Raw genomic sequence first — 25,813 nt, forward strand, 5'->3', positions numbered from 1 at the left:
CGCCGGTTTCGCTTTATAGCTTATTGATTGCCGGTTACTTGGCAATTATTCAAGATCGCCCCTATGAAAAGCCTTTACCAGACCTCCATTTCCTCCCTGCCATTGCTCGGCCACGGCAAGGTCCGCGATAACTATGCCGTCGGCGACGACAAGATCCTGATCGTCACCACCGACCGCCTGTCCGCCTTCGACGTCGTGATGAACGAGCCGATTCCCGGCAAGGGCATGGTACTGAACCAGATGAGCGATTTCTGGTTCGAGAAACTCGGCCACATCGTGCCGAACCACCTGACCGGCGTGGCGCCGGAATCGGTCGTGGCACCGGAGGAAGTGGAACAGGTAAAAGGTCGTGCCGTCGTGGCCAAGCGCCTGAAGCCGATCCTGGTGGAAGCCGTGGTGCGCGGCTACATCATCGGTTCGGGCTGGAAGGACTACCAGGCCACGGGCAGCGTCTGCGGCATCGAACTGCCGGCCGGCCTGCGCCAGGCGGACAAGCTGGCCGAGCCGCTGTTCACGCCGGCTGCCAAGGCCGACCTGGGCGAACACGATGAAAACATCAGCTTTGCCGAGATGGAAGAGCGCATCGGCGCCGAACTGGCCGCGAAAATGCGCGACATCTCCATCGAACTGTACAAAACGGCTGCCGATTACGCGGCAACGCGCGGCATCATCATCGCCGACACCAAGTTCGAGTTCGGTCTGGACGACAACGGCGTGCTGCACCTGATGGATGAAGTGCTGACGGCCGATTCGTCGCGCTTCTGGCCGGCCGATTCCTATGCGCCGAACATGTCGCCGCCGTCGTACGACAAGCAGTTCGTGCGCGATTACCTGGAAACGCTGACGGAATGGAAGAAAACGCCGCCGGCGCCCGCGCTGCCGGCGGAAGTCATCGAAAAAACCCAGGCCAAGTATTTCGAAGCGATCGAACGCCTGACGGGCGAGAAGCTGAAGGTCGCGTGATGGCCGCCGACCAGACCAAGCCGCTCGTCGGCGTCATCATGGGCTCGTCGTCCGACTGGGACGTGATGCAGCATGCCGTGTCGATGCTCAAGCAATTCAATATCCCGTTCGAAGCGCAGGTGATCTCCGCGCACCGCATGCCGGACGAGATGTTCACGTATGCCGAAACGGCACGTGCGCGCGGCCTGCGCGCGATCATCGCCGGTGCCGGCGGTGCCGCGCACCTGCCGGGCATGGTGGCCGCGAAAACCGTGGTGCCGGTGCTGGGCGTGCCTGTGCCGTCGAAGTACCTGCGCGGCGAGGATTCGCTGCTGTCGATCGTGCAGATGCCGAAAGGCGTGCCCGTGTCGACGTTCGCCATCGGCGAGGCGGGTGCCGCCAATGCCGCCCTGACCGCCATCGCCATCATCGCCACGGTCGACGATGCCCTGGCCGCCCAGCTGGAAGCGTTCCGCACCCAGCAGACGGCCGCCGCGAAAGCCATGATCCTGCCCGTCAATGAGTAATGTGAAGTCCTTGAATAGCCCTTTCCTCCCCGGCGCGGACCCGCAGTCCTGGCTGGGTGTGATGGGCGGCGGCCAGCTCGGCCGCATGTTTGCCCAGGCGGCCCAGAGCATGGGCTACCAGGTGGCGGTGCTGGAACCATCCGATGATTGCCCCGCCGGGCAGGTCGCCCAGCGACTGGTCAATGCGCCGTACGAGGATGCCGCCGGCCTCGATGCGCTGGCCGCGCAATGCGTGGCCGTCACCACCGAGTTCGAGAACGTGCCGGCCGACAGCCTGTCGCGCCTGGCGCAAGCCGTGTTCGTGGCACCGGACGCCCATGGCGTTTCCGTGGCCCAGGACCGCGTGGCCGAGAAATCGTTCTTTGTCGCATGCGCGCCGAAATCGGGCGTGCTGCCGGCACCGCACAAGGTGATCGCTTCCTTCGACGACGTCGAGGCGATCGCCGACGACCTGCTGCCGGGCATCCTGAAAACCGTGCGCATGGGCTACGACGGCAAGGGCCAGGTGCGCGTGAAGACGCGGGAAGAAGTCCGCGTGGCCTTCGAAGGCATGGGCGAAGTCACCTGCCTGCTCGAGAAGATGCTGCCGCTCGCGTATGAAGTCTCGGTGCTCACGGCGCGCGGCGCGGACGGCCAGTCGGTCGTCTATCCGATCGCCGAAAACGTGCACCGCGACGGCATCCTGTTCACGACGACCGTGCCGGGGCCGAATGTGTCCGCCGATAGCGCTCGCAAGGCGCAGGACGCGGCGCGCGCGATCGTGGCCGAACTGGGCTACGTGGGCGTGCTGTGCATCGAGTTCTTCGTGCTCACGGATGGCACCCTCGTCGTCAACGAAATGGCGCCGCGGCCGCACAACAGCGGTCACTACACGATCGATGCGTGCGTCACCAGCCAGTTCGCGCAGCAGGTGCGGGCGATGGCGAAGCTGCCGCTGGGCGACGTGCGCCAGCATTCGCCGGCCGTGATGCTGAACATCCTCGGCGACGTGTGGTTCGATGGCGAGTCCATGAGCGAACCGCCGTGGGACCGGGTCGTCGCGCTGCCGGGCGCCTGCCTGCACCTGTACGGCAAGGACGATCCGCGCCCGGGCCGCAAGATGGGCCACATCACGTTCGTCGCGCCCACGCTGGCCGAAGCGCAGCAGCACCTGGCTGCCGCCTGCGCCATCCTGGGTATCGCGCCGTGACGGAACAGGCGATCCTCGACGCCGCCGCCCGGCTGGAAGCGGGCGAGCTGGTGGCCTTTCCCACCGAGACCGTCTACGGCCTCGGTGCGGATGCGGAAAACCCGGCTGCCGTCGCCGCCATCTACGCGGCGAAAGGCCGGCCGCAGGACCACCCGGTGATCGTGCACGTGGCGCCCGGCGCCGACCTCGACTACTGGGCGGCGGACGTGCCGGACGAAGCGAGAAAGCTGGCACAGGCCTTCTGGCCGGGGCCGCTGACGATGATCGTCCGGCGCAACGCGCACATCCCCGATGCCGTGTCCGGCGGCCAGGATACCGTGGGCATCCGCTGCCCGTCGCATCCGGTGGCGATGGCGCTGCTGGCCGCGTTCAAGGGCGGCAAGGGCGGCGTCGCCGCGCCGTCCGCCAACAAGTTCGGCAACGTCAGCCCCACGACCGCACAACACGTTCTGGAGGAATTCGGGCCGGATGCGATGACGGTGCTCGATGGCGGTTCGAGCCAGGTCGGCATCGAATCGACGATCGTCGACCTGTCGCGGCTGGCCACGCACGGCCCCGTGCTGCTGCGGCCCGGCCATATCGGCGCCGCCGAGATCGCCGCCGTCATCGGCGCCATGCCCGCCGCGCCGGATGCCGCCGCGCCCCGGGCATCGGGCACGCTGGAATCGCACTATGCGCCGAAGGCTCCCGTGGCGCTGGCCGACACGAATCGCCTGCCGGGCCTGCTGACCACGCTCGCTGGCCGCGGCCGCCGGGTGGCGGTCATCCGCTATTCGCCGATGCTGGTACAGGCCAGCGCGCAGGAACTGCTGCCGCACGACCCCGCCGGCTACGCGTTCGGCCTGTACGCGGCGCTGCGCACGATGGACCGCGCCGACGTGGAACTGATCCTCGTCGAAACGCCGCCGCAGCACGATGCCTGGCTCGGCATCAACGACCGCCTGCGCCGCGCCGCGTTCGGCTCGGCCGGCATCATCGACCGTTTCCTGGCCGGCTGACGCGCCACCGCAAACCACCTTCCGGCTGCCTGCCATGTCGCTGTCATGCGGCAGGTTGTCCGCCCTGCATTGCAGGGCGGCAGTGTTGTATTCGGCGATTTCCCCTTGTGTTGCCACGGCCAGGGCTGGCATATTAGCTGGGTTGTAATTAGTACACACGTGCTATTAAAAAAATAACATCAATCCAGGAGACACCATGCGTTACACCAATTTCGCGCTGGCCGTGATGGCCGGGGCCATTCTCGCCGCCTGCGGGGGCAGCAGCGGCGACCCGCAGCCCGGTGCACAGGTCAACAAGGTCAAGTTCGCATCGCAGGTGAGTTTCGGCGACAGCCTGTCGGACCTCGGCACCTACAACGTGGGCACCGTGAAGGCGCTCGGCGGCGGCAAGTTCACGATCAACGGCAATAACACAGCGGTCAATGCGGCCCTGACCGGCACGAACTGGACCGAGCTGATGGCGGCGCAGTTCGCCCTCCCGGCGCCATGCCCGGCACAGACCGGCCTCGACGGCGATGCCAGGCTCGGCTTCTCGGTGCCCGTCACCGACCATGCCGGGTGCCTCAGCTATGCGCAGGGCGGGGCGCGCGTCACGAACCCGGTCGGTGCCGGTCACAAGCTGACCGGCAGCCCGGTGGGCGCGCTGACGGTGCCCGTCGTGACGCAGGTAAAAAACCACCTGGCGAAAACGGGCGGCAAGTTCAAGGGCGATGAGGTGGTGTTCGTAATGGCCGGCGGGAACGACGTGCTCGTCAACCTGTCGCAACTCTCCACCGGCGCCACGGCGGCCGGCACCGCGGCCGGCCAGCAGGCGTTCGCCACGAGCCTGGCCACGCAACTGGCGGCCGGCGCCACCAATCCCGCCACCGCCGCGCCGGCGATCGGCCTGGCGATCGCCACCGAAAGCGCGCGCAGCGGCAGCACGCAGGCATCGATCGTCACGGCAGCCGTCACCGCCGCGGTCCAGGCGGGCAATACGGGGGCACCGGCCGGCATCACCGCCATCGTCGGCACGGCCACCACGGCCGCTTCCACCGCCGGCGCGAAGGCCGGGGCCGACTACGTGGCCGCGCAAGCGCCTGCGCTGGTGGCCGCGCTGACCACGGCGGGTGCCGAACTGGCCGCGCTGGTCAAGTCGCAGCTCATCGGCAACGGCGCCAACTATGTCGTCGTCAACAACCTGCCGGACGTGGCCAGCACGCCGGCCGGCCTGTCGCGCGACGCGAACGTGCGCGCGCTGATCGACAAGATGGTGCAGTCGTTCAATGCCCAGCTGAACGCCGCGCTGGCATCGGAGAGCAAGGTGGTGATCGTCGACGTGTATGCCGTCAGCCATGACCAGGCCACCAATCCCGGCCCCTACGGCCTGACCAATGTGTCCGAGCCGGCATGCGACCTGGCATCGCCGAAGAACCCGTTGGCAAGCGCGCTGGGCTGCACGGCGGCGAGCCTGAAGGCGGGTGACGTGAGCCATTACTCGTACGCCGATGAAGTCCACCCCACGCCGTTCAACAACCTGCTGCTGGCACGCTACGTGTCGAAGGCGCTGGTGACCAAGGGCTGGCTGTGAGCACGCACGGACAAGGAACCCAGATGAAAAACAATACGATCGTGAAAGTGCTTGCGCTGTCCACCACCCTGGCGGTCGCCCTCGGCGCCGCAACGGGCGCCGCGGCACAGGCGAAGGGCGACTGGACCGTCAAGGTCGGCGTCAACAGGATCACGCCGAAAGTGGAGAGCGGCAACGTGTCCGCGCCGGCGCTGCCGAACACGAAGGCGGACGTGGGGCCGGATACCAAGCCGATCCTGAACCTTGCCTACTTCGTCACCGACAATATCGTGGCCGAGCTGGACCTGGGCGCGCCGTACCGCCACAAGCTGTTCGGTGCCGACGCGATCGCCGGCACGGGCGAACTGGGCACGGCGGACGTGCTGCCGCCCACGCTGTTCGCGCAATACCGGTTCTTCGGCCCCGATGCCGTGTTCCGCCCTTACGTGGGCCTGGGTGTCACGTATGCGTATTTCCGCCGCGAGCGGGGCTCCGCGCAGCTGACGGCGATCCTGAACACGGGCGGCCCGGCGTCGACGTTCTCGCTGGAAGCGAAATGGGCCGCCAGCGCCCAGCTCGGCGCCAGCTTCCGCCTGAACGAGCGGTGGTCGATCGACGGCGGCGTGATCAAGACACGCCTGCGCACCACGGCCTCCTATTCGACGGGCCAGACGCAGGCGATGAAGCTGGACCCGGTGGCCGTCAACCTGGGTGTCACGTTCAAGTTCTGACCCGGCCATGCGCCTGAAAAGCCGGCCGCGTGCCGGCTTTTTTGCGCCCGGGGAACGGCGGCGCCATGCGGCGGCCCCCTTCGCTATACTCGGCACGACCGAACGAACAGGAGACGACCGAGCATGCCCCGACACCGCGCAGCATTTCTGACCGAGGGCGGCGCCGTGGGCGCATTGATGCGCGGGCACGACTGGGCGACATCGCCGCTGGGACCGCCGGAGCGCTGGCCGCCGGCGCTGCGCTCCGTGGTCGGGCTGATGCTCAACTCGGCGTTCCCCATGTTTGCCGCCTGGGGCCCGGAACTGGCGTTCCTGTACAACGACGCCTATGCGGATGTTCTCGGCCGCAAGCATCCGCAAGCGCTGGGCAAGCCGTTCCGCGAAGTGTGGGCCGATATCTGGCACGATATCTCGCCGATCGTCGACAAGGCGATGGCGGGCAGGGCGTCATACCACGAAAACCTGCCGCTGACGATGCACCGCAACGGCTACGACGAGGAAACGTGGTTCACGTTTTCGTACTCGCCGATGCGCGACGAGGCGGGCGACGTGGCCGGCGTGTTCTGCGCCTGCACGGAGACCACCGAGCAGGTCCTGGCGGAGCGCCACCGCGCCGAGGAAATCGGGCGCATGCGGCTGCTGTTCCAGCAGGCGCCCGGCATTCTCGCGGTGGTGCTCAGCCCGGAGCACGTGTTCGAGATCGCCAACGATGCCTACCTGCGCCTGGTCGGGCGCGACGACATCGTCGGCAGGGCGGTGGCCGAGGTGCTGCCGGAGGTGCGCGACCAGGGTTTCATCGAGCTGCTGGACCAGGTGTACCGCACCGGCGAGCCCCATGTTGGCCACGAGATGCCAGTATTGCTGCGCCGCCGTCCGGAGTCCGAGCTCGAGGAGCGCTTTGTCAATTTCATCTACCAGCCGATCCGCGACCATCGCGGCGCCGTGTACGGCATCTTCGTCGAAGGCAGCGACGTGACCGAAGCCGTGCTGGCCATGCGCGCGCTGCAGGAAGCCAACTCACGCAAGGATGAATTCCTGGCGATGCTGGCGCATGAATTGCGCAATCCGCTGGCCCCGATCGCCGCCGCGGCCGAGCTGTTGCGGCTGGGCACGCCGGATCCTGCGCGTATCCAGAAGACCAGCGCCGTCATCACGCGGCAGGTCGAGCACATGACGAAGCTGGTCGATGACCTGCTGGACGTGTCGCGCGTGACGCGCGGCCTGGTCACGCTGCGGCGCGAAACGCTCGACTTCAATGGGATCGTTGGCGAAGCCGTCGAGCAGGCCGCCGCGCTAATGCACGCCAAGCGGCACCGGGTCGCCGTCGAGCTGCCGGACGAGCGCTCGTGGGTCAACGGCGACCGCACGCGGCTGATCCAGGTGGTGTCGAACCTGCTCAACAACGCGGCGCGCTATACGCCCGATGGCGGCAGCGTGACGGTGCGGGTGACGGCGGATGCGCGCGCCGTGCACGCTACCGTCGAGGACAGCGGCATCGGCATGTCGCCCGGCCTGCTGCCGCATGTGTTCGACCTGTTCACGCAGGCAGAACGCTCGCCGGACCGTTCGCAGGGCGGCCTGGGCCTGGGGCTGGCGCTGGTCAAGACACTGGTCGAACTGCAGGGCGGCACCGTGCGTGCGCACAGCGCGGGCGCGGGGCAGGGCAGCTGCTTCACGATCTGCCTGCCGCGCGTGGCGCAGCCGGAAGCGCTTGCGCCAGGCCGTGGCGATGGCGAGGAAACGCGCGGCGCCAGGCGGCGCCACCTGATGGTGGTGGACGACAATGCCGATGCGGCGCAGATGCTGGCGCTGCTGCTGGAAACGGCAGGGCACTCGGTGGCCGTGTGCGGCGATGCGGCACAGGCGCTGCGCGCCGTGGTGGGCAGCCCGCCGGCGCTGCTGTTCGTCGACATCGGCCTGCCGGGCATGGATGGCTATGCACTGGTGCGCCGCCTGCGGCAGATGCCTGAAACGGCCAGGGCCTGCATCGTGGCCATCACCGGCTATGGCACGCCGCAAGACCGGGCGCGGGCACTGGAAGCGGGCTTCGACGAGCACCTCGTCAAGCCGGTGCACCCCAAGGCGCTGCACGGAATCCTGGCGCGGCTGTCCGCGCGGTAGCGGTCGGGCAGGTCAGGCAGACACGTTCGGGCAAATACGTTCGGGCAAATACGTTCGGGCAAAGACGGGTCAGCCGGGCACGTGCAAACCGCCGAGCCGGCCGCCGTGGAACACGAGCGGCTCGCGCGGATGGACTTCGCAATGCTCCACTTCGCCCACGAAGATCACGTGGTCGCCCTCCGGATAGCGGCTGCGGTTGTGGCACTCGAACCATGCCGTGCAACCCTTCAGTACCGGATGCCCGGTGCGCGACAGCTCGAACTCGACCTGGCCGAACGGATCCTCGGTGCGCGTGGAAAACAGCTTGGCCAGGTGCGCCTGGTCGGCCGCCAGGATATTGATCACGTAATGTGAATTGCCCGAGAAGACAGGCATGCTGGACGCCTGCGACTTCAGGCTCCACAGCACCAGCGGCGGATCGAGCGACACCGAGTTGAACGAGCTCGCGGTGAGACCGCGATAGGTACCGTCCGCCAGCCGGGTAGTGATGACGGTGACGCCGGTGGCGAATTGCGACAGCGCCTGCCGGAAATGCCCGCTGTCGAAAGCGGGCGTGGCGGCGCGGGGGGAACTGGTATTCATGCGGGCATTATGCCAAAGATTGCCGGAGCCGAGCGCGGCACCGAAAAAACGATTTCTCGACTGCAAATATTTCCCAAAACCGGGGTCAGACCCCGGTTTTGGGAAATACTCCCGGTTTTAGGAAATATTTCCGCTGGACGACGCCGTTTTCTCAATTGCGTTAGAGTAGGTATCAATGAATGACAGCGAGGATCGTATGGCGCAGACCGAGATCGCCGTGCTGGGCGGCGGGTGTTTCTGGTGCACGGAAGCCGTGTATCTCGAGGTGAAGGGTGTGACGAAGGTGGAGTCGGGCTACACGGGCGGCCAGCAGCCGAATCCGACCTATGAGCAGATCTGCACCGGCGCGACCGGCCATGCGGAAGTGGTGCGCCTGGAATTCGATCCCGATGTGATCGGCTACCGCGACATCCTGGAGATCTTCTTCACGATCCACGATCCCACGACCCTGAACCGCCAGGGCAACGACGAGGGCACGCAGTACCGCTCGGTGATCTATTACCAGTCGCCCGAGCAGGAAGCCACCGCGCGCAAGGTGATGGCGGAAATGGCGCACGTGTGGGATGCGCCGATCGTGACGGAAATCTCGCCGGCGCAGCCGTACTACAAGGCCGAGGACTACCACCAGAACTACTTTGCCCAGCATCCGCTGCAGAGCTATTGCGCGTTCATCGTGGCCCCGAAGGTGAGCAAGTTCCGCAAGATGTACAGCGCGCGCCTGAAGTAACGGGGCGATCAGCCACGATAACGCGGCCCCGGGCCGGCCGCCGGCGATACGGCCGTGCCGCGGAACATCAAGGCTGGAGGCGTTCCTTCGTCCAGCTGCCGTCCGCCTGCAGCGCATACACGATCCGGTCGTGGAAGCGCGAAGCGCGCCCCTGCCAGAATTCGACACGCTCGGGTACCAGGCGGTAGCCGCCCCAGTGTTCGGGCCGAAGCGGCTTGCCGCCGGCCGCCGGCCCATGGGCTTCTTCCACGGCCGCATAATTGGCTTCCATTTCCGCCCGGCTGCCGATCGGCGCGCTCTGGGCCGAAGCGATCGCGCCCAGCTGGCTCTTCAAGGGGCGGCTGTAGAAATAGGCGTCGCTTTCCGCGGCCGACGTTTGTTCCACGCGCCCTTCGATGCGCACCTGCCTCTCCAGTTCGGGCCAGAAGAACAGCAGGGCCGCATGCGGGTTCTGCGCGAGCTGACGGCCTTTATGGCTGCCGTAGTTCGTGTACCAGGTAAAGCCGCGCGCATCGAACTGCTTGACCAGCACGATGCGCGACGACGGCCTGCCATCGCTGCCCACCGTGGCCACGCTCATCGCGTTCGGCTCGTTGACCTGGGCCTTCATCGCCTCGTCGAACCACTTCGTGAACTGGGCCACCGGGCCGGCCAGCGTGTCTTCCTCGGACAGGCTGGCGCGCCCATAATCCAGGCGCAGGTCGGCGAGGGCGATGCCACCCACCGTGGTGCCGGCGCCGGCAGCCACTTCCGGCGCGATACCGCGGCGGCGCCCCATCGCCTCGCCCAGCAACGACATCTGGGCCGGATTGAACAGGCGCTTGGCCATCGGCGCGATGTGGCCTTCCTCCATCTCCATGTGCGCCGTGTACATCTGCACGAACGTGTTCACCGCATCGGCCGACAGATCGCTGGCGGAGCCGTTGGCAACCTTGTCGAGTTGTCCATCGATGATGTGCCAGGCCTCGTCCATCTGCTTGTGCTGCGCAAGGATTTCCGGGCGCAGGCGGCGCACCGTGTCCAGGTCGGCGCCGGTGGCCGTCGCGTCCAGCATCGGCAGCAGGTCCACTTCCTCGTCGGCATGGTGCAGGTGGGCAGCCGTGTTGAAATATTTTTGCACCGCCTGCGCCGCCTGTTGCGCCGCCGCGTCCGCCCCGTGCTGCGGCAGGTGTTCCAGCAGCTTTTGCAGCGTGGCCAGCTGCTTGCGGATCTTGTCGTGGCAATGCTTGAGCATGGCGATCGGCTGGTCGAAGCCGGGGGCGGGGGCGAGGAGGGAATCTGTCATGGCGGCATCCTGGAATCTTGTTCGACGGATTGTAGAATAATCCTTCGGGCCATGTCCGTTAAAATGGCCGGATGAACGAGATTACACCTTCCCTCCAGGGCGCCGACGAGCACAAGGTCGACGAGCACAAGGTCGACGAACACGACGTCGACTTCGATCGCCGCTTCGGCGGCATCGCCCGGTTGTACGGCGAAGCGGCCCTGGCGCGCTATCGCACCGCGCACGTGTGCGTGATCGGCGTCGGCGGCGTCGGCTCCTGGATCGTCGAGGCGCTGGCGCGCAGCGCGGTCGGCCGCCTCACGCTGATCGACCTGGACAACGTGGCCGAATCGAACATCAACCGCCAGATCCAGGCGCTGACCGACACGGTGGGGATGGCCAAGGTGACGGCGCTGCGCCAGCGCATCGCGCAGATCAACCCGTATTGCCAGGTGACCGAGATCGAGGATTTCGTCACGCCGGACAATCTCGACGAGATGATCGGCGGCCACGATTACGACTACGTGATCGACGCGATGGACAGCGCGCGCGCCAAGACGGCGCTGGTGCACTACTGCCGCACACGCGGCATCCGGCTCATCATGATCGGCAGCGCCGGCGGCAAGACGGACCCCACGAAGATCGAGGTGCGCGACCTGGCCAGGACCGAGCAGGAACCGCTGCTGAAGAAGGTGCGCCGGCGGCTGCGCAGCGAGTTCAACTACCCGCCGAACGGCAAGAACAAGCTGGGCGTGGATGCCGTGTTCTCGATGGAGCCGCTGAAGTTCCCGGAAACGGGCGATGTGTGCGAGGTCGATCCGGACGACGCGCCGCCCGCGAAGGCCGGCCTCACCGGCATCAACTGCGCGGGCTTCGGTTCGGCGGTGGTGGTGACGGCCACGTTCGGCATGGTGGCCGCGGGGCACGTGCTGGCGAAGCTGGCCGAGGAAGTCGCGCCGCAGTAATGGTGGAGAGCTGGTGCCGGATACGACTTCCGTGCAGGCAAGCGAAACCCGAAGGCAGATGCCGGGGTCAGACCCGACGGGCCTGACCGCAGGGTTTCGCCTTGGTTCACGCAGGCTGTGCATTGCGCTCCACCGGCACATATCTCCCATCGGGCAGCGATTCCACCAGCACGGCCTCGTTCACGTGCCATGTCACGGACGCCGCCGGGGCCGCGGGCGGCGCCTGTTTCGCTTCCCGCGCCAGTGTCACGTGCGGCTTGAAGGAACCATGCGCGGCGGCGGAAAAGCCCGAAGCTTCCAGCTGCCGCACGAGGTCTTCATGCAGCGCCACCAGTTCGGCCGGCACCTGCGTCATGCCGGCCCATGCGATGCGCGGCCGCGCGAAGTAGCCGTAGCAGTCGATCGCGAGCCGCAGCGGCGGCACGGCGAGCCGGTCGCGGATATCGAGCAGGGCAGGCACGGCATCGGCCGGCACATGGCCGAGGAAGGCCAGTGTCAGGTGCAGCTTGCCGGGCGGCGTGCGCCGCCCGGCGACGGGCCCCTGCAAGGTGGCCAGCGCGGCGCGCGTGGCATCGTCCGGCCACAGCGCAAAGAAAAGCTTGCGTGCCGGCGCCGCGCCGGCCTCGCCATTTGGCTGTCCTTCAGGTTCATTTGCTATCATGTTGCCGCCTCAAAACCAGTACAGAAAGAAACCATGATGACCCGTCTGTCCGCTCCAGTGCTGTCCCTCCTGCTGTGCGCCACCGCGTTCGCGCACGCCCAGACCCCGGCCGCCGGCCAGGAACAACCGGCCGCGCCGGCCCAGCCAGCCGCCACGCAGGAAGCGCCTGCCGCCCAGGAAGCGCCGGCCGCACCCGTGGTGCCCGGCTCCGCCACGATCGGCCCCGCCGCCGAGCAGCTGATCGTCAACGACACCAAGGTCGGCACCGGCCGCGAAGCCGTGACCGGCGGCACGGTGTCCGTGCATTACACGGGCTGGCTGTACCGTCCGATGGCGAAGGCCCACAAGGGCCGCAAGTTCGACTCGTCGCGCGACCGCGGCGAGCCGCTCGAATTCCGCCTTGGCGCCGGCCAGGTCATCAAGGGCTGGGAGCAGGGCGTGGCCGGCATGAAGATCGGCGGCAAGCGCACGCTGATCATACCGTCGAACCTCGCTTACGGTTCGCGCGCCATGCCGGGCATCCCGGCCAACTCGGCACTGATCTTCGACGTCGAACTGCTCGACGTGAAGTAAGCGGCGGCGTTACACTGGGCTCCCATTCATCCTGCGGAGACCCAGATGAACGTAGCGAACGATGTGACGGCGCTGATCGGCAATACGCCGCTGGTGCGCATAAATCGATTGACTCAAAGCGGATTGACCCAGGGTGGGCCCGCTCCCGCGCAGATCCTGGCCAAGCTGGAATTCTACAATCCGGCCCACAGCGTGAAGGACCGCATCGGGCTGTCGATGATCATGGCGGCCGAACAGGCCGGCCTGATCAAGCCCGACACGGTCATCCTCGAGCCCACCAGCGGCAATACCGGCATCGCGCTGGCCATGGTGTGCGCGGCGCGCGGCTACAAGTGCACGCTGGTGATGCCCGAGACGATGAGCCGCGAACGGCGCATGTTGCTGCGCGCCTATGGCGCCGACCTGGTGCTCACGCCCGGCTCCGAAGGCATGGTGGGCGCCATCCGCCGCGCCGAAGAAATGGCGCAGTCCGACAGCCGCTACCTGATGCCGCAGCAGTTCAACAACCCCGCCAATCCCGAAATCCACCGCCGTACCACCGCCGAGGAAATCTGGCGCGACACGGACGGCCGGGCCGATATCCTCGTGGCCGGCGTGGGCACCGGCGGCACGATCACCGGCGTGGGCGAGGTGCTCCGCGAGCGCAAGCCCTCCTTCCAGTGCATCGCCGTGGAACCGGAGGCGTCGCCGATCCTGTCGAAAGGCACGAAGGGGCCGCATCCGCTGCAGGGCATCGGCGCCGGCTTCGTGCCGGCCGTGCTGAACACGCATGTCTACAACGAAGTGGTCGCCGTGAAGAACGACGATGCGTTCGACTATGCGCGCAGGGCAGCGCGCGAGGAAGGGCTGCTGGTGGGGATCTCGGCCGGTGCCGCCTTGTGGGCGGCCGTGCAGGTGGCGCGTCGGCCCGAAAACGAGGGCAAGCTGATCGTGACGATCATTCCCTCGTTCGGCGAACGCTACCTGAGCACGCAGCTGTTCGCGGGGCTGGCCGATCAGTGATGGTGGGCGTGGCCATGCCTGTGATCGTGGCCGTGGTCATTGCCGTGGCCGTGCTCATGGTCGTGCGCATGGCCATGGTCGTCAAGGCCATGGTCGTCAGGGCCATGGCCGTGCTCGTCTCCATCTCCTCCCAGGCAGCACGCATGCTCCGTGGTGCCCAGTTCCGTCTGCAGGGTGCTGTGGTGGATCGCGAATTGTTCGCGCAGGTCACGCGCGATGTCGTCCATCGCCACGTCGCCCGGGTAACCGCCCGGCATCACCAGGTGGGCCGTCAGCGCCGTTTCCGTCGTGCTCACCGACCAGATGTGCATGTCGTGCACGTCCGTCACGCCCGGGCAGGCGCGCAGGAACTGCTCCACGTTGCGTGAATCCACGTTGTCCGGCACGGCCGCCATCATCATCCGCAGCGATTCCTTCAGCAGCGACCAGGTGCCCGCGACGATCATCACCACGATGCCCAGGCTCACGAGCGGGTCGAGGCGGATCCAGCCGGTGAACATCACGGCAAGGCCGGAAATCAATACGCCCAGCGAAATCGCGGCATCGGCCGCCAGGTGCAGGTAGGCGCCGCGGATGTTCAGGTCATCCTTGCTGCCTTTCATGAACAGCAACGCCGAGATGCCGTTGACGAGGATGCCGATGCCGGCTACGACCGACACGGTCGGGCCGTGCACCGGCACCGGATTGATCAACTGCAGCACGGCTTCCCAGGCGATGGCGCCGCACGCCACCATCAGCAGCATGCCGTTGAACAGCGCGGCCAGCATCGAGCTGCTGCGCAGGCCGTACGTGAAGCGGCGCGACGGCTGCCGCTTGGCCAGGATCGCCGCGCCCCATGCCAGCATCAGGCCCAGCACGTCGGAAAGGTTGTGCCCTGCGTCGGCCATCAGCGCCGTGGAGTTGGCCAGGAAGCCGTAGCCGAACTCGACGGCGACGAAGATCGCGTTCAGCGTGATCGCGATCGCGAACGCGCGGCCATGGTCGGTCGGGTCGCCGTGGTGGTGGTGCCCATGTCCGTGCCCATGGTCATGGTGGTGATGGTGGCCGCTCATACTTCGACTCCCGGGGAAGGTTCGGCGATATGCTCGAGCATGTCGCGCAGGACACCGCTGATGTGCGCATCGGCGGTCGAATAAAACACTTGCTTGCCTTGCCGCTCGGCTTTCACGATGCGGGCCGCACGCAGCAGGCGCAGGTGGTGGCTGACCAGTGAACTGGAAAGTTCGAGCGTGGCGGCGATGTCGCTGACGGCGATCGGCGCGGCCACGCACGCAAGCACGATGCGCAGGCGGGTGGGATCGCCCAGCAGGTGGAACAGGTCGGCCAGCTGGGCTACCGACTCTTCGTGCACGGAGGCGAGGTTCATCTCATTGATAACATTTGAATAGATGTTCATATATTAGTCGCACGCGCACAATGGCGCAAGCGTCTGCGCTGCTCTTCCTCGCGACGCCGCCGGCCGATGCCACCGCCGCGGGCAGCCATGGTTTTGTACCGATGACCGTCGCGCAGCAGGACGCCACGCGGGTGGCAATGGGGACCAGGTCCACCGTGGCGAACATCACGTTCGCCGAAGTGGCCGAAGTGGCCGAAGTGGCCGATGGTGATCGGTTGCTGTTGGGGAGTCGGGGGCTCGGCGGGCCTGTAATGGAACGACCGGAGCGACAACACCTTGATGGTGCCGTACCGCTTCGTGTCGAAGCAGGCGGATGCGATCGTTTCCGCCGGCGAGCTGGCGGGCGCGGCGGATGCCGCTAGCGCGTGGATTTCGGCTTCATGCGCCAAGTTGCCGGCTTTATTTCTCCCGGCTTCAGTTGATGAAGCGCATCAGGCCCTGCAGCGCGTGGATCACGGTCTGTTCGCGCACCGCGCGGCGGTCGCCGGAAAACACCAGGCGCTCGGTATGCACCGTGTCGCCGTTGGCCCAACCGAAACAGACCGTGCCGACCGGCTTGCCGGGCACGGCGCCGGTGGGGCCGGCGATGCCGGTGGTGGACACGGCAATGTGCGCATTGCTGTTGGCCAGCGCACCCTGCGCCATCGCCGCGGCCACTTCCTCGCTGACGCTGCCGAACTGGGCGATCAGCGCGGCCGGCACTTCCAGCAACTCCGTCTTCGAGGCATTCGAGTAGCAGACGAAACCGCAATCGAACCAGCCGGTCGAGCCGGCGATCTCGGTGATCGCCTGCGACACGCCACCGCCGGTGCATGATTCGGCAGTAACCAGAAGCAATTCCTTGTCCTGCAGGGCGCGGCCCGCCTGGGCTGCCAGTTCGTTGATATCCGTACTCACTTGTGTCTCCTTCGGCAAAGAATGTCCGGTTCCATTCTAGCGCGCGGCACCGGGCACAGGCCACGCGCGCGGGAAAAAATTGTCGGGTCAGCGTGTGCGCCGCAATATTGCGGCGCACGCCGGCACTGAACGATAGAATAAGTCATTCAGTCAACGCGAGTCCGGCAACGTGCAACCTGGAAAGCTCACCCCAACCGCCGGAGGGCCGGCGCTTGCGCTCGCCGGCGCAGGTGCGGGACGAGGAGCGGCGCCATGATCCGCCTGCGCTCGCTGCGCAACAAGCTGCTCGGCGTGATCGCGCTGGTGATGCTGCCGGCCGTGCTGGTGTCGATCGGCACCATCGTCGTCTACGACCTGCACATCTATGAACAGACGATCACCGACGACATGACCACCCAGGCCGAACTGGTCGGTCACATGAGCGCGCCGGCGCTGTCGTTCGACGACGACCGGCTGGCCCACGAAAACCTGGCGCTGCTGCGGCTGCGGCCGAAGGTGGAGGCCGGCGCCATCTACGATGCGCGCGGCCGGCTGGTGGCCCAGTATGCGGCGCAGGGCAAACGGGGTGGCGTGCCGCCCGCGCCGGGGCGGGAAGGTTTTCATATCGAAGATGGCAAGCTGTACCTGTTCAGGCCCATCGCCGACAACGGCGAGGTGCTCGGTACCGTCTACCTGCGCGCCGACTATGAAGTGCTGGCCCGCTTCCTGGACTATGTCGTGATCGGCATCGTGGCCGCGCTGCTGGCGCTGCTCTGCGCCTGGCTCGTCACCCGGCGGCTGAACGACGTGATCACGCGGCCGATCCTGTCCATTGCGCACGTGGCGCGCGAAGTGATCGCCACCGGCGACGTGTCGCGCCGCGCCGAGCGGCTGGGCGAGGATGAAGTGGCCGAACTGGCCGGCTCGTTCAACAAGATGCTGGCCGATATCGAGAGCCGCAAGCGCGAGCTGGAAACGTCGAACCGCGAAATCGCCCGCGAGTCGGAACGCCGGCGCGAGGCGCAGCAGGAAGTGATGCGGCTGAACCAGGAACTGGAAGGGCGCGTGCACGAACGCACAATGCAGCTGGAAATGGCGAACCGCGAACTGGCGCTGGCGATGGAAGAGGCGAAGAGCGCCAACCAGGCCAAGTCGGCGTTCCTGTCGTCGATGAGCCACGAGCTGCGCACGCCGCTCAATGCGATCCTGGGCTTCGCGCAGATCCTTACTTCCGACAAGCTGCCGTCGACGCTGGCGCAAAAGAAGGAGTTCGCCCAGCACATCCTGAAATCGGGCCGGCACCTGCTCACGCTGATCAACGAGATCCTCGACCTGGCCAAGATCGAGTCCGGCGCGGTGGCGCTGTCGATGGAACCGGTGGCGCTGCCGGAGATGCTGCAGGAATGCGAGGCGATGATGGCGCCGCTGGCCACCGCGCGCGGCATCCGGCTGCTGTTTCCGGAGCGTTGCACGACGAACGTGACGGCCGACCGCACGCGGCTCAAGCAGGTGTTGCTGAACCTGCTGTCGAACGCGATCAAGTACAACCGCGAGGGCGGCGCGGTGGTGATCGATTGCACGCCGTCCGGCCCGGGACTGCTGCGCGTATCGGTGCAGGATACCGGCATGGGCCTGCGGCCGGAGCAGGTGCGCATGCTGTTCCAGCCGTTCAACCGCCTGGGCCAGGAGGCCGGTGCGGAGGAGGGTACCGGCATCGGCCTCGTCGTCACCAAGCGCCTCGTCGAACTGATGGGCGGCACGATCGGCGTGACCAGCAGTCCTGGCGTGGGCAGCATGTTCTGGGTCGAGCTCAAGACAACCGAACCGGTGCCGGTGCCGCCTGCGCAGATGATGGCGCCCCCGGCGCCGGGCGTGCCGGCGTCCGAGCGCGACAGCATCACGCTGCTGTACGTGGAAGACAATCCGGCCAACCTGAAGCTGGTGCAGGAAATCATCCGCTTCCGGCCCGAGCTGCGCCTGCTGTCGGCACCGGACGGCCAGCTGGGCCTGGAACTGGCGCAGGCCCACCTGCCGGACGTGGTCCTGCTCGACATTAACCTGCCGGGCATGAGCGGCTTCGATGTCCTGCGCCAGTTGCGCGCCGAGCCGCATACCGCCGGCATCCCGGCCATCGCGCTGACGGCCAACGCGATGCCGCGCGACGTGGAACGGGGAATTGCGGCAGGATTCTTCCGTTACCTGATCAAGCCGATCAATATCGACGAGTTCACGGAAGCGATCAACAGTACGATCGACATGATCGGCCGTGACGGCGAGGGCGGGAAGAGCGCCCATGGCAGCCAGGGCGGCCATGGCGATACCACCGGCGAGCGGCAGGCCCAGCTGCTTGCGGAGAAGAAGGAGGAGTCATGATCAGCCGGGCCGATATCCAGGGCGCGAGCATCCTGATCGTCGACGACCAGCCCGTCAACGTGCAGTTGCTGGAATACCTGTTGCAATCGACGGGTTACACGCATGTGAGTTCCACCACCGACCCGCGGGTGGTGGCGGCCTGGCACGAGCAATACAACTACGACATCATCATCCTCGACCTGCAGATGCCGGGCATGGATGGCTTCGCGGTGATGCAGGCCTTGCGCCCGCTCGAGCCGGAAGGGTACCTTCCCGTGCTGGTGGTGACCGCCGAGCCGGACAAGAAACAGGCGGCGCTGGATGCCGGCGCGCGCGATTTCGTGAGCAAGCCATTCGATCCGGTCGAGGTGCTGACCCGGATCCGCAACCTGATCGAAGTGCGGCTGATGCAGCGCGAAGCGAAGTTCCACAATATCGTGCTGGAACGCACGGTGCGCGAGCGCACCGCCGACCTGCAGCGCTTCCGCACGGCGATGGATGCGACGGCCGATGCGATCTTACTGATCGATCCGCAAACGATGCGCTTCGTCGACGTCAACGACGGCGCGGCCCGCATGCTGGGTTACTCGCGCACGCAGCTGATGGCGCAGGAGCCGGCGCGCATCGGCCTGGGCAGCCAGGAATCGTTGCGCCACCATGTCGTCACGGCGCATGCCGCGGATGCCGAGGCCCGTGCGCCCGTGCTGATCGAAGCCGAGTTGCTGCGGCACGACCATGCCACCGTGCCCGTGGAAGTCTACTGGCAGCTGCAGCATGGCACGCGGCTGCCGCAGGAAGGCGTGCAGCCGCCCTCGCAATCCGCAGATGCGCAGCACACGCTGATCTGCGTGGCGCGTGACATTTCCGAGCGCCGCCAGGCCGAGGAGCGGCTGCGGCACATGGCTTCCTACGACAGCCTCACGGGCCTGCCCAACCGCACGCTGTTCTACCGCACGCTGGGCGATGCGATCGACCTGGCGCGCGACAAGGAATGGCGCATCGTCGTGCTGTTCATCGGCCTGGACCGCTTCAAGAACATCAACGATTCGCTGGGCGCCGCGATGGGCGACGAGCTGCTGCGCGAATTCTCCGGCCGGCTCGTGCAGTCGGCCCGCATCCGCGACACGGTGGGGCGGCTGGGCGGCGACGAGTTCGGCCTGATCCTGACGATGACGCGCGACCAGCAGGATGCGGTGCTGGTGGCGAACGAAGTGCGCGAGGCGCTGCGCACGCCGTTCGAACTCGGCGGGCAGCAGGCCATGATGACGGCGTCGATCGGCATCGCCGTCTACCCGGACGATGCGGCCGATCCTGAAACCCTCGTCAAGTACGCCAACACGGCGATGAGCCAGGCCAAGGAAGCGGGCAGCGATGCCTACCGCTTCTTCACGGCGGGGATGAACGTGCAGGTGCTGGCGCGGCTCGACCTGGAAATGGCGCTGCGCCGCGCCCTCGACCAGGATGAGCTGGAGCTGCATTACCAGCCGAAGGTGAACCTGCTGACGGGGCGGGTATCCGGCGCCGAGGCGCTGCTGCGCTGGAACCGGCCCGGGCACGGCACCGTGTACCCGGCCGAATTCGTCGGCGTGCTCGAAGATACGGGCCTGATCGTCCGCACCGGCAACTGGATCATCGATGCGGCATGCCGCCAGATCGCCACATGGATGGCGTCGCCGGTGGGACCGGTGCACGTGGCCGTCAACGTCGCGTCGCGCCAGTTCATCGAAGGCGACCTGGAACGGGAAGTGAAGGAGGCGCTCGAGCGGCACGAGGTGCCGCCCGACCTGCTGGAACTGGAGCTGACGGAAACGGCGCTGATGTCGAACGCCGAGCGCACGATCGACGTGCTGACCAAGCTGCGCCTGCTCGGCGTGAAGGTGGCGATCGACGATTTTGGCACCGGGTATTCGTCGCTGGCCTACCTGCAGCGATTCCCCATCGACAAGCTCAAGATCGACATCGCGTTCGTGCGCAACATCGTCACCAACCCGAACGACGCGGCGATCGCGCTGGCCATCATCAGCATGGCGCACAGCCTGAAATTGCGCGTGGTGGCGGAGGGCGTGGAAACGCGGCCGCAGCTGGAATTCCTGCGCCGCAACCGCTGCGACGAGGTGCAGGGCTTCTTCTTCAGCCGGCCGTTGAACGCGGATGCCTTCGGGCAGCTGGCGGCCAGCGGCAAGGCGCTGCCGCCCGACCCGAACCTGGCCACCGAACCGCCGCAGACGCTGCTGATCGTGGACGACGACGTCAACGTGCTGTCGTCGCTGCACCGTCTGTTCCGGCGCGACGGCTACCGGATCCTGACAGCATCGTCGCCGACCGAAGGCTTCGACCTGCTGGCGCTGCACCCGGTGCAGGTGATCGTGTGCGACCAGCGCATGCCGGTGATGAGCGGCACCGAGTTCCTCAGCAAGGTGAAGGACATGTACCCGGACACGATCCGTATCATCCTTTCGGGCTACACGGGGCTGGAAGCGATGCTCGATTCGATCAACCGCGGCGCGATCTACCGCTTTTATACGAAGCCCTGGGACGACGTGCAGCTGCGCGACAATATCCGCCTGGCGTTCCACCACTACTGGCTGATGCACGGCAGCGGCAAGCAGGCCGGCCAGCCGGGAGAGGACCATACGGCGCTGCCGGGCCGATCGTGAGCCACCAGGCTGACGCGATCGCGGTCGGGGGGAAGTGCGCTATTTGCCGTTGCTGAAATGATCGAAACCGGCCAGCCGCAATTCGAGCGCGGCACCCTGGCCGTCCGTCAATTGCAGACCCGGCGACGCGTCGATGCGGCCCACGCGCGTGACCGGGGTGCCGCAGGCGGCGCCCGCGGCCAGGATCGCGGCGCGCTGCGCCGGGGCCGCGGTGAAGCATAGCTCGTAGTCGTCGCCGCCGGCCGCCGTGAACGCGCGGCGCAATCCGGGATCGCACCCGGCCAGCACGGGGCCCGCGGGCAGCGCATCCACGTCGAGCGTGGCGCCGACGCCGGACCGTTCGAGGATGTGATCGAGATCGCCCACCAGACCGTCGGAAATGTCGATCGCGGCGCGTGCCAGGCCGCCTTCGGCCAGCAACAGCCCCAGGGCCACGCGCGGCGTGGGCAGGTGCAGGCGCCGTTCCGCCAGTTGCCGGGCATCGTCCGCCAGCGCCACTTCGCCACGGATGACGGCCAGTGCCAGCCGCGCATCGCCCAGCGTGCCGGAGATCCAGATATCGTCGCCCGGCTGCGCCGCATCGCGCCGCAGCGCCTGGCCTTGCGCCACTTCGCCGAACACGGTGATGCAGATGTTGAGGGGGCCTTTCGTCGTGTCGCCGCCGATCAGTTCGCAGTCATGCGCGTCGGCGAGCGCGAACAGCCCGGCGGAAAATCCCGCCAGCCAGTCGCGGTCGGCAACGGGCAGGGCCAGCGCCAGCGTGAAGCCGGCCGGCCGCGCGCCCATCGCCGCCAGGTCGGACAGGTTCACGGCCAGGCTTTTATGGCCGAGGCGGTACGGATCTTCGCCGGCAAAGAAATGCCGGCCTTCGACCAGCATGTCGGAAGAAATCGCGAACGACCGGCCGGGCGCGATGCCCAGCAGCGCGCAATCGTCGCCAATGCCCAGCTGCGCCTTTGATGGATGCGTCGTTGAGGCATGCGCCGGGCGAACGAAATACTGTTTGATCAGGTCGAATTCGGAGAGCATGCCTTTATTGTAAGGCCATCGCCGGGCGGTGGGGCGGCCAGAGGGCGGAATGCTCAGCGCCGGCGCATCGCCCGCGCCATGATGCGGCGGGGCCGGCCGCGCGCATAAATCCATGTGCCGCCCGCCGTGACGGCGGTGGCCGACAAGGCCAGTTCCCATTCCGCTTCGTGCGGGGTGAAGAACAGGGCTACCGTGGCGACGGGGAACACCACGCCCGTTATGCGGGAGCACGTACGCCAGAAGATGGCACGCATGCCTGACCCTTTCCAGTGGTTGAGATGCCGCCAGTCTAGAAGAACATTTTCCCTAAGTAAAGATTTTTGTTAAATATTTGTTAATTACAAGCTGCTAGTGACCGCTGGTTTTGCCAGGATTGGCTGAGGTTGGCTGCAAACCGACTGGGATTGCTGCCTGAACTGCAGGTATTTACTGAACGTACTTCGCGTAAATCCGAAGCAGGTATGCCGTCGTTACCACGGCCATACCGACAGGAAAAGGTAATTCGGCTTATATGGGCCATACAAAATTCGGCCTTGACGCAACCGTTGGTAAAAATACCTACTTTGGCCCCGAATGCGGTCTGCTAGAATCAAAGGATTTCAGACAGCACAGGAAGGCAGCAGGCATGGATTCGTCATCTGACAAGAAAGAGGAATTGCGGCAACAACTGCGTCTGGCGGCGCTCGAGTACCATGAGTTTCCGCGGCCGGGCAAGATCAGCGTCACCCCGACTAAGACACTGACGAACCAGCGCGACCTGGCCCTGGCGTATTCGCCGGGCGTGGCCGCGCCCTGCGAAGAAATCGTCGTCGACCCGGCTGCCGCCTATAAATATACGGCCCGCGGCAACCTGGTGGCCGTGATCTCGAACGGCACCGCCGTGCTGGGCCTGGGCAATATCGGTGCGCTGGCCTCCAAGCCCGTGATGGAAGGCAAGGGCGTGCTGTTCAAGAAGTTCGCCGGCATCGATGTGTTCGACATCGAAATCAACGAGCAGGATCCGGACAAGCTGATCGACATCATCGCAGCGCTGGAACCCACATTCGGCGGCGTGAACCTGGAAGACATCAAGGCGCCCGAGTGCTTCTATATCGAGCGCGAGCTGCGCAAGCGGATGAAGATCCCCGTCTTCCACGACGACCAGCACGGCACCGCGATCATCGTGGGCGCCGCGATCCTGAACGGCATTTCGCTGGTCGGCAAGAACATCAAGGAATGCAAGCTCGTCGTTTCCGGCGCCGGCGCGGCCGCGCTGGCCTGCCTGGACCTGATCGTCGACCTCGGCTTCCCGATCGAGAACATCTTCGTCACCGACCTGGCCGGCGTGGTCTACCAGGGCCGCACCGAACTGATGGATGCGGACAAGGAACGCTTCGCCCGCGACACCACGGCGCGCACGCTGGGTGAAGTGATCGCCGGCGCGGACATCTTCCTGGGCCTGTCCGCCGGCGGCGTGCTCAAGCCGCACATGGTGGAGCAGATGGCTGCGCGTCCGATCATCCTGGCGCTGGCCAACCCGAACCCGGAAATCCTGCCGGAAGACGTGAAAGCCGTGCGCGACGACGCCGTCATCTGCACCGGCCGTTCGGACTACCCGAACCAGGTCAACAACGTGCTGTGCTTCCCGTACATCTTCCGCGGCGCGCTCGATTGCGGCGCCAGCACGATCACGCGCGAGATGGAAATCGCCGTCGTGCACGCGATCGCCGACCTGGCGCACGCCGAGCAGTCCGACGTGGTGGCCACCACCTATGGCTTCACCAACCTGTCGTTCGGCCCCGAGTACCTGATCCCGATGCCGTTCGATCCGCGCCTGCTGATCAAGATCGCGCCTGCGGTGGCCAAGGCCGCCGAGGATTGCGGCGTCGCCACGCGTCCGATCAAGGACCTGGAAGCGTATGCCGACAGCCTGCAGCAGTTCGTCTACCGCAGCGGCACGTTCATGAAGCCGCTGTTCGCGCAGGCCAAGATCACGAGCCCGGACACCAAGCGTATCGTTTACGCCGAAGGCGAAGAAGAGCGCGTGCTGCGCGCCGTGCAGGTGGTGGTCGACGAGCGCCTGGCGCGTCCGATCCTGGTGGGCCGCCCGGCCGTGCTGGAGTCGCGCATCCAGAAATTCGGCCTGCGCCTGAAGCAGGGCGTGGACTTCGACGTGATCAATCCGGATTACGACGACCGCTACCGCGACTACTGGACGTCGTACTACGACCTTGCCAAGCGCAAGGGCGTGACCGAGGAATACGCCAAGCTGGAAATGCGCCGCCGCCACAGCCTGATCGGCGCGATGATGATCAAGAAGGGCGATGCCGACGGCATGATCTGCGGCACCTTCGGCACCACCCAGCTGCACCTGCACTACATCGACCAGGTGCTGGGCAAGCGCCCGGGCGCCAATGTGTACGCGGCGATGAACGTGCTGGTACTGCCGGAGCGCCAGCTGGTGATGGTGGATACGCACGTCAACGAAAACCCGACCGCGGAACAGCTGGCCGAGATCACGATCATGGCCGCCGAAGAGATGCGCCGCTTCGGCCTGCAGCCGTCGGCCGCGCTGCTGTCGCACTCGAACTTCGGCTCGTCCAACAACGAGTCCGCGCAGAAGATGCGCGCCGCGCTCGCCCTGATCAAGGAACGCGCGCCGGACCTGGAAGTCGATGGCGAAATGCACGGCGACACCGCGCTCGATTCGAAGCTGCGCAAGAAGCTGATGCCGGATTCCACCCTGCAGCGCGATGCGAACCTGCTGGTGGCGCCGAACATCGAATCCGCCAACATCGCGTACAACCTGGTGAAAACGGCCGCCGGCAACGGCATCGCGATCGGCCCGATCCTGCTGGGCTGCGCCGCGCCGGTGCACATCCTCACCCCGTCGGCCACCGTGCGCCGCATCGTCAACATGACGGCGCTGTGCGTCGTCGATGTGGTCGCCCAGCGCAACAACTGATTTTCGGATCGACCCCGCGAAAGCCGCCGCAAGGCGGCTTTTTTTTGACTGCAATATTTCCCAAAAACCGGTGACAGACACCGATTTTCGTGGAATATTTCCCGGTCATGAGCGACCTCATCCTTGCTATTACCCACCACCTGATCGTGTTCGGCATCGCCGCCGTGCTGGCGGCGGAGCTGGCGCTGCTGCGGCCCACGGCGATGTCGCCGCACACGGTGAAATTGCTGGGAAGGTTCGATGCAGTCTATGGCGCTCTGGCGCTGGCGATCCTCGTCGTCGGCTTCGGCCGGGTGTTCCATGGCGCGAAGGGTGCGGACTTCTACCTGGACAATCCTGTCTTCTGGGCCAAGGTCGGTGCATTCGGCATCGTCGGCATCCTGTCGATCAAGCCGACGGTGAGCATTCTCGGCTGGCAAAAATCGCTGAAGTCGGATGCCGGGTTCACGCCCCCGGCCAATGAACTGAAGAGCGTGCGCCGTCGCAAGCTGGCCGAGATCCATGTTTTCACACTCATTCCCATCGCCGCGGCCATCATGGCGCGTGGTATCGGTCACTGATCGTCGCGCCCCGGAACCTGCGGCATTGCTGATGTTCCCGGCCGGGATGGCCGTGCTGGCGCTGGCCCGTCGGCGACGCAAAGTTTCTCTGTAACAAGATGTAATTGATGTAAGTCATGGCCGTCCCCGCGGCGGCCCAATGTCATGTCTCTGTTACAATATCGGGCT

24 protein-coding genes are annotated in these 25,813 nt (G+C 66.2%); 16 read left to right on the forward strand and 8 right to left on the reverse strand.

What is annotated here, in order from left to right:
• Positions 1–63 precede the first annotated feature (63 nt).
• From ACY65G_RS10460 to ACY65G_RS10490, 7 genes are all read left to right on the forward strand, one after another.
• The gene (locus tag ACY65G_RS10460; protein WP_464997293.1) at positions 64–963 is read left to right on the forward strand and encodes a phosphoribosylaminoimidazolesuccinocarboxamide synthase; all 900 of its coding nucleotides are present in this window, start codon (positions 64–66) and stop codon (positions 961–963) included.
• Entirely contained in the window at positions 963–1,469 is a 507-nt protein-coding gene (purE, locus tag ACY65G_RS10465) for a 5-(carboxyamino)imidazole ribonucleotide mutase (RefSeq protein ID WP_464997599.1), read from the forward strand. Before ACY65G_RS10460 ends, purE begins: the two co-directional genes overlap by 1 nt.
• Entirely contained in the window at positions 1,462–2,658 is a 1,197-nt protein-coding gene (locus ACY65G_RS10470; protein WP_464997294.1) for a 5-(carboxyamino)imidazole ribonucleotide synthase, read from the forward strand. Before purE ends, ACY65G_RS10470 begins: the two co-directional genes overlap by 8 nt.
• Positions 2,655–3,656 carry an L-threonylcarbamoyladenylate synthase gene (locus ACY65G_RS10475; RefSeq protein ID WP_464997295.1) on the forward strand — a complete coding sequence of 334 codons (1,002 nt, stop codon included), beginning with the start codon at positions 2,655–2,657 and terminating at the stop codon, positions 3,654–3,656. Before ACY65G_RS10470 ends, ACY65G_RS10475 begins: the two co-directional genes overlap by 4 nt.
• Positions 3,657–3,852: 196 nt before the next feature.
• Complete coding sequence (locus ACY65G_RS10480; protein ID WP_464997296.1) at positions 3,853–5,226, forward strand: SGNH/GDSL hydrolase family protein; 1,374 nt, start codon at positions 3,853–3,855, stop codon at positions 5,224–5,226.
• Between the two features lie 23 nt (positions 5,227–5,249).
• Positions 5,250–5,936: an OmpW/AlkL family protein gene (locus tag ACY65G_RS10485; protein ID WP_464997297.1), complete on the forward strand. Its 687-nt coding sequence runs from the start codon at positions 5,250–5,252 to the stop codon at positions 5,934–5,936.
• 123 nt (positions 5,937–6,059) lie between these two features.
• On the forward strand, positions 6,060–8,057 hold the full coding sequence (locus tag ACY65G_RS10490; protein WP_464997298.1) for a PAS domain-containing hybrid sensor histidine kinase/response regulator: 1,998 nt from the start codon (positions 6,060–6,062) through the stop codon (positions 8,055–8,057).
• A gap of 69 nt (positions 8,058–8,126) precedes the next feature.
• Here the strand turns inward: ACY65G_RS10490 and ACY65G_RS10495 are convergent, their stop codons facing one another.
• A complete protein-coding gene (locus tag ACY65G_RS10495) occupies positions 8,127–8,639 on the reverse strand; it encodes a flavin reductase family protein (protein ID WP_464997299.1) in 513 nt (170 codons plus the stop codon).
• A gap of 175 nt (positions 8,640–8,814) precedes the next feature.
• On the opposite strand from ACY65G_RS10495, the gene msrA reads away from it, so the two are divergent.
• Positions 8,815–9,366 carry a peptide-methionine (S)-S-oxide reductase MsrA gene (msrA, locus tag ACY65G_RS10500; protein WP_464997300.1) on the forward strand — a complete coding sequence of 184 codons (552 nt, stop codon included), beginning with the start codon at positions 8,815–8,817 and terminating at the stop codon, positions 9,364–9,366.
• Between the two features lie 67 nt (positions 9,367–9,433).
• Here msrA and pdxH read toward each other — a convergent pair whose 3' ends face one another.
• Positions 9,434–10,651 (reverse strand): pyridoxamine 5'-phosphate oxidase, encoded by a 1,218-nt coding sequence (gene pdxH, locus ACY65G_RS10505; protein WP_464997301.1) that lies wholly within the window; start codon positions 10,649–10,651, stop codon positions 9,434–9,436.
• A 71-nt stretch (positions 10,652–10,722) separates the two neighbouring features.
• On the opposite strand from pdxH, the gene tcdA reads away from it, so the two are divergent.
• Entirely contained in the window at positions 10,723–11,595 is an 873-nt protein-coding gene (gene tcdA, locus ACY65G_RS10510; protein WP_464997302.1) for a tRNA cyclic N6-threonylcarbamoyladenosine(37) synthase TcdA, read from the forward strand.
• Positions 11,596–11,701: 106 nt separating this feature from the next.
• On the opposite strand, the gene thpR is transcribed toward tcdA, so the two are convergent.
• A complete protein-coding gene (gene thpR / locus ACY65G_RS10515) occupies positions 11,702–12,256 on the reverse strand; it encodes an RNA 2',3'-cyclic phosphodiesterase (protein WP_464997303.1) in 555 nt (184 codons plus the stop codon).
• A gap of 36 nt (positions 12,257–12,292) precedes the next feature.
• Between thpR and ACY65G_RS10520 the strand changes: the two genes are divergently transcribed.
• Together ACY65G_RS10520 and cysK are read left to right on the forward strand one after the other, a co-directional pair.
• Positions 12,293–12,829 (forward strand): FKBP-type peptidyl-prolyl cis-trans isomerase, encoded by a 537-nt coding sequence (locus ACY65G_RS10520; protein WP_464997600.1) that lies wholly within the window; start codon positions 12,293–12,295, stop codon positions 12,827–12,829.
• 45 nt (positions 12,830–12,874) lie between these two features.
• Positions 12,875–13,831: a cysteine synthase A gene (gene cysK, locus ACY65G_RS10525; protein ID WP_464997304.1), complete on the forward strand. Its 957-nt coding sequence runs from the start codon at positions 12,875–12,877 to the stop codon at positions 13,829–13,831.
• On the opposite strand, the gene ACY65G_RS10530 is transcribed toward cysK, so the two are convergent.
• The 3 genes from ACY65G_RS10530 to ACY65G_RS10540 all read right to left on the reverse strand — a co-directional run bounded on the left by ACY65G_RS10530 (position 13,825) and on the right by ACY65G_RS10540 (position 16,124).
• On the reverse strand, positions 13,825–14,883 hold the full coding sequence (locus tag ACY65G_RS10530; protein ID WP_464997305.1) for a cation diffusion facilitator family transporter: 1,059 nt from the start codon (positions 14,881–14,883) through the stop codon (positions 13,825–13,827). The genes cysK and ACY65G_RS10530 overlap by 7 nt on opposite strands.
• Complete coding sequence (locus ACY65G_RS10535) at positions 14,880–15,197, reverse strand: ArsR/SmtB family transcription factor (RefSeq protein WP_464997306.1); 318 nt, start codon at positions 15,195–15,197, stop codon at positions 14,880–14,882. The genes ACY65G_RS10530 and ACY65G_RS10535 overlap by 4 nt, the downstream gene beginning before the upstream one ends.
• Before the next feature lie 444 nt (positions 15,198–15,641).
• A complete protein-coding gene (locus ACY65G_RS10540) occupies positions 15,642–16,124 on the reverse strand; it encodes a CinA family protein (protein WP_130187428.1) in 483 nt (160 codons plus the stop codon).
• 252 nt (positions 16,125–16,376) lie between these two features.
• Between ACY65G_RS10540 and ACY65G_RS10545 the strand changes: the two genes are divergently transcribed.
• Both ACY65G_RS10545 and ACY65G_RS10550 read left to right on the forward strand, forming a co-directional pair.
• Complete coding sequence (locus tag ACY65G_RS10545) at positions 16,377–18,476, forward strand: sensor histidine kinase, YfiR-like protein-associated (RefSeq protein WP_464997307.1); 2,100 nt, start codon at positions 16,377–16,379, stop codon at positions 18,474–18,476.
• Entirely contained in the window at positions 18,473–21,112 is a 2,640-nt protein-coding gene (locus ACY65G_RS10550) for an EAL domain-containing protein (RefSeq protein ID WP_464997308.1), read from the forward strand. The genes ACY65G_RS10545 and ACY65G_RS10550 overlap by 4 nt, the downstream gene beginning before the upstream one ends.
• A 39-nt stretch (positions 21,113–21,151) precedes the next feature.
• Here ACY65G_RS10550 and thiL read toward each other — a convergent pair whose 3' ends face one another.
• Positions 21,152–22,141, reverse strand: coding sequence for a thiamine-phosphate kinase (thiL, locus tag ACY65G_RS10555; protein WP_464997309.1), 990 nt, complete (start codon positions 22,139–22,141; stop codon positions 21,152–21,154).
• Positions 22,142–22,194: 53 nt separating this feature from the next.
• Positions 22,195–22,395: a hypothetical protein gene (locus ACY65G_RS10560; RefSeq protein ID WP_464997310.1), complete on the reverse strand. Its 201-nt coding sequence runs from the start codon at positions 22,393–22,395 to the stop codon at positions 22,195–22,197.
• A 371-nt stretch (positions 22,396–22,766) separates the two neighbouring features.
• Between ACY65G_RS10560 and ACY65G_RS10565 the strand changes: the two genes are divergently transcribed.
• The 3 genes from ACY65G_RS10565 to ACY65G_RS10575 all read left to right on the forward strand — a co-directional run bounded on the left by ACY65G_RS10565 (position 22,767) and on the right by ACY65G_RS10575 (position 25,739).
• On the forward strand, positions 22,767–25,085 hold the full coding sequence (locus ACY65G_RS10565) for an NADP-dependent malic enzyme (RefSeq protein ID WP_464997311.1): 2,319 nt from the start codon (positions 22,767–22,769) through the stop codon (positions 25,083–25,085).
• A 107-nt stretch (positions 25,086–25,192) separates the two neighbouring features.
• Positions 25,193–25,645, forward strand: coding sequence for a DUF2214 family protein (locus tag ACY65G_RS10570; protein WP_464997312.1), 453 nt, complete (start codon positions 25,193–25,195; stop codon positions 25,643–25,645).
• Positions 25,587–25,739 carry a PEP-CTERM sorting domain-containing protein gene (locus ACY65G_RS10575; protein ID WP_464997313.1) on the forward strand — a complete coding sequence of 51 codons (153 nt, stop codon included), beginning with the start codon at positions 25,587–25,589 and terminating at the stop codon, positions 25,737–25,739. The genes ACY65G_RS10570 and ACY65G_RS10575 overlap by 59 nt, the downstream gene beginning before the upstream one ends.
• Positions 25,740–25,813: the final 74 nt, after the last annotated feature.

The organism is Pseudoduganella sp. jia 12 (assembly GCF_055502675.1).

Excerpts from the sequence above, each read along its gene's own strand:
- ACY65G_RS10545 (WP_464997307.1), top strand. The coding sequence starts at position 16,377 with ATGATCCGCCTGCGCTCGCTGCGCAACAAGCTGCTCGGCGTGATCGCG.
- ACY65G_RS10460 (WP_464997293.1), top strand. The coding sequence starts at position 64 with ATGAAAAGCCTTTACCAGACCTCCATTTCCTCCCTGCCATTGCTCGGC.
- pdxH (WP_464997301.1), bottom strand. The coding sequence starts at position 10,651 with ATGACAGATTCCCTCCTCGCCCCCGCCCCCGGCTTCGACCAGCCGATC.
- ACY65G_RS10575 (WP_464997313.1), top strand. The coding sequence starts at position 25,587 with ATGTTTTCACACTCATTCCCATCGCCGCGGCCATCATGGCGCGTGGTA.
- ACY65G_RS10470 (WP_464997294.1), top strand. The coding sequence starts at position 1,462 with ATGAGTAATGTGAAGTCCTTGAATAGCCCTTTCCTCCCCGGCGCGGAC.
- ACY65G_RS10565 (WP_464997311.1), top strand. The coding sequence starts at position 22,767 with ATGGATTCGTCATCTGACAAGAAAGAGGAATTGCGGCAACAACTGCGT.
- thiL (WP_464997309.1), bottom strand. The coding sequence starts at position 22,141 with ATGCTCTCCGAATTCGACCTGATCAAACAGTATTTCGTTCGCCCGGCG.
- ACY65G_RS10520 (WP_464997600.1), top strand. The coding sequence starts at position 12,293 with ATGACCCGTCTGTCCGCTCCAGTGCTGTCCCTCCTGCTGTGCGCCACC.
- ACY65G_RS10535 (WP_464997306.1), bottom strand. The coding sequence starts at position 15,197 with ATGAACCTCGCCTCCGTGCACGAAGAGTCGGTAGCCCAGCTGGCCGAC.
- ACY65G_RS10495 (WP_464997299.1), bottom strand. The coding sequence starts at position 8,639 with ATGAATACCAGTTCCCCCCGCGCCGCCACGCCCGCTTTCGACAGCGGG.
- ACY65G_RS10480 (WP_464997296.1), top strand. The coding sequence starts at position 3,853 with ATGCGTTACACCAATTTCGCGCTGGCCGTGATGGCCGGGGCCATTCTC.
- ACY65G_RS10550 (WP_464997308.1), top strand. The coding sequence starts at position 18,473 with ATGATCAGCCGGGCCGATATCCAGGGCGCGAGCATCCTGATCGTCGAC.
- thpR (WP_464997303.1), bottom strand. The coding sequence starts at position 12,256 with ATGATAGCAAATGAACCTGAAGGACAGCCAAATGGCGAGGCCGGCGCG.
- tcdA (WP_464997302.1), top strand. The coding sequence starts at position 10,723 with ATGAACGAGATTACACCTTCCCTCCAGGGCGCCGACGAGCACAAGGTC.
- ACY65G_RS10530 (WP_464997305.1), bottom strand. The coding sequence starts at position 14,883 with ATGAGCGGCCACCATCACCACCATGACCATGGGCACGGACATGGGCAC.
- ACY65G_RS10570 (WP_464997312.1), top strand. The coding sequence starts at position 25,193 with ATGAGCGACCTCATCCTTGCTATTACCCACCACCTGATCGTGTTCGGC.
- ACY65G_RS10490 (WP_464997298.1), top strand. The coding sequence starts at position 6,060 with ATGCCCCGACACCGCGCAGCATTTCTGACCGAGGGCGGCGCCGTGGGC.
- ACY65G_RS10560 (WP_464997310.1), bottom strand. The coding sequence starts at position 22,395 with ATGCGTGCCATCTTCTGGCGTACGTGCTCCCGCATAACGGGCGTGGTG.
- ACY65G_RS10485 (WP_464997297.1), top strand. The coding sequence starts at position 5,250 with ATGAAAAACAATACGATCGTGAAAGTGCTTGCGCTGTCCACCACCCTG.
- cysK (WP_464997304.1), top strand. The coding sequence starts at position 12,875 with ATGAACGTAGCGAACGATGTGACGGCGCTGATCGGCAATACGCCGCTG.
- msrA (WP_464997300.1), top strand. The coding sequence starts at position 8,815 with ATGAATGACAGCGAGGATCGTATGGCGCAGACCGAGATCGCCGTGCTG.
- purE (WP_464997599.1), top strand. The coding sequence starts at position 963 with ATGGCCGCCGACCAGACCAAGCCGCTCGTCGGCGTCATCATGGGCTCG.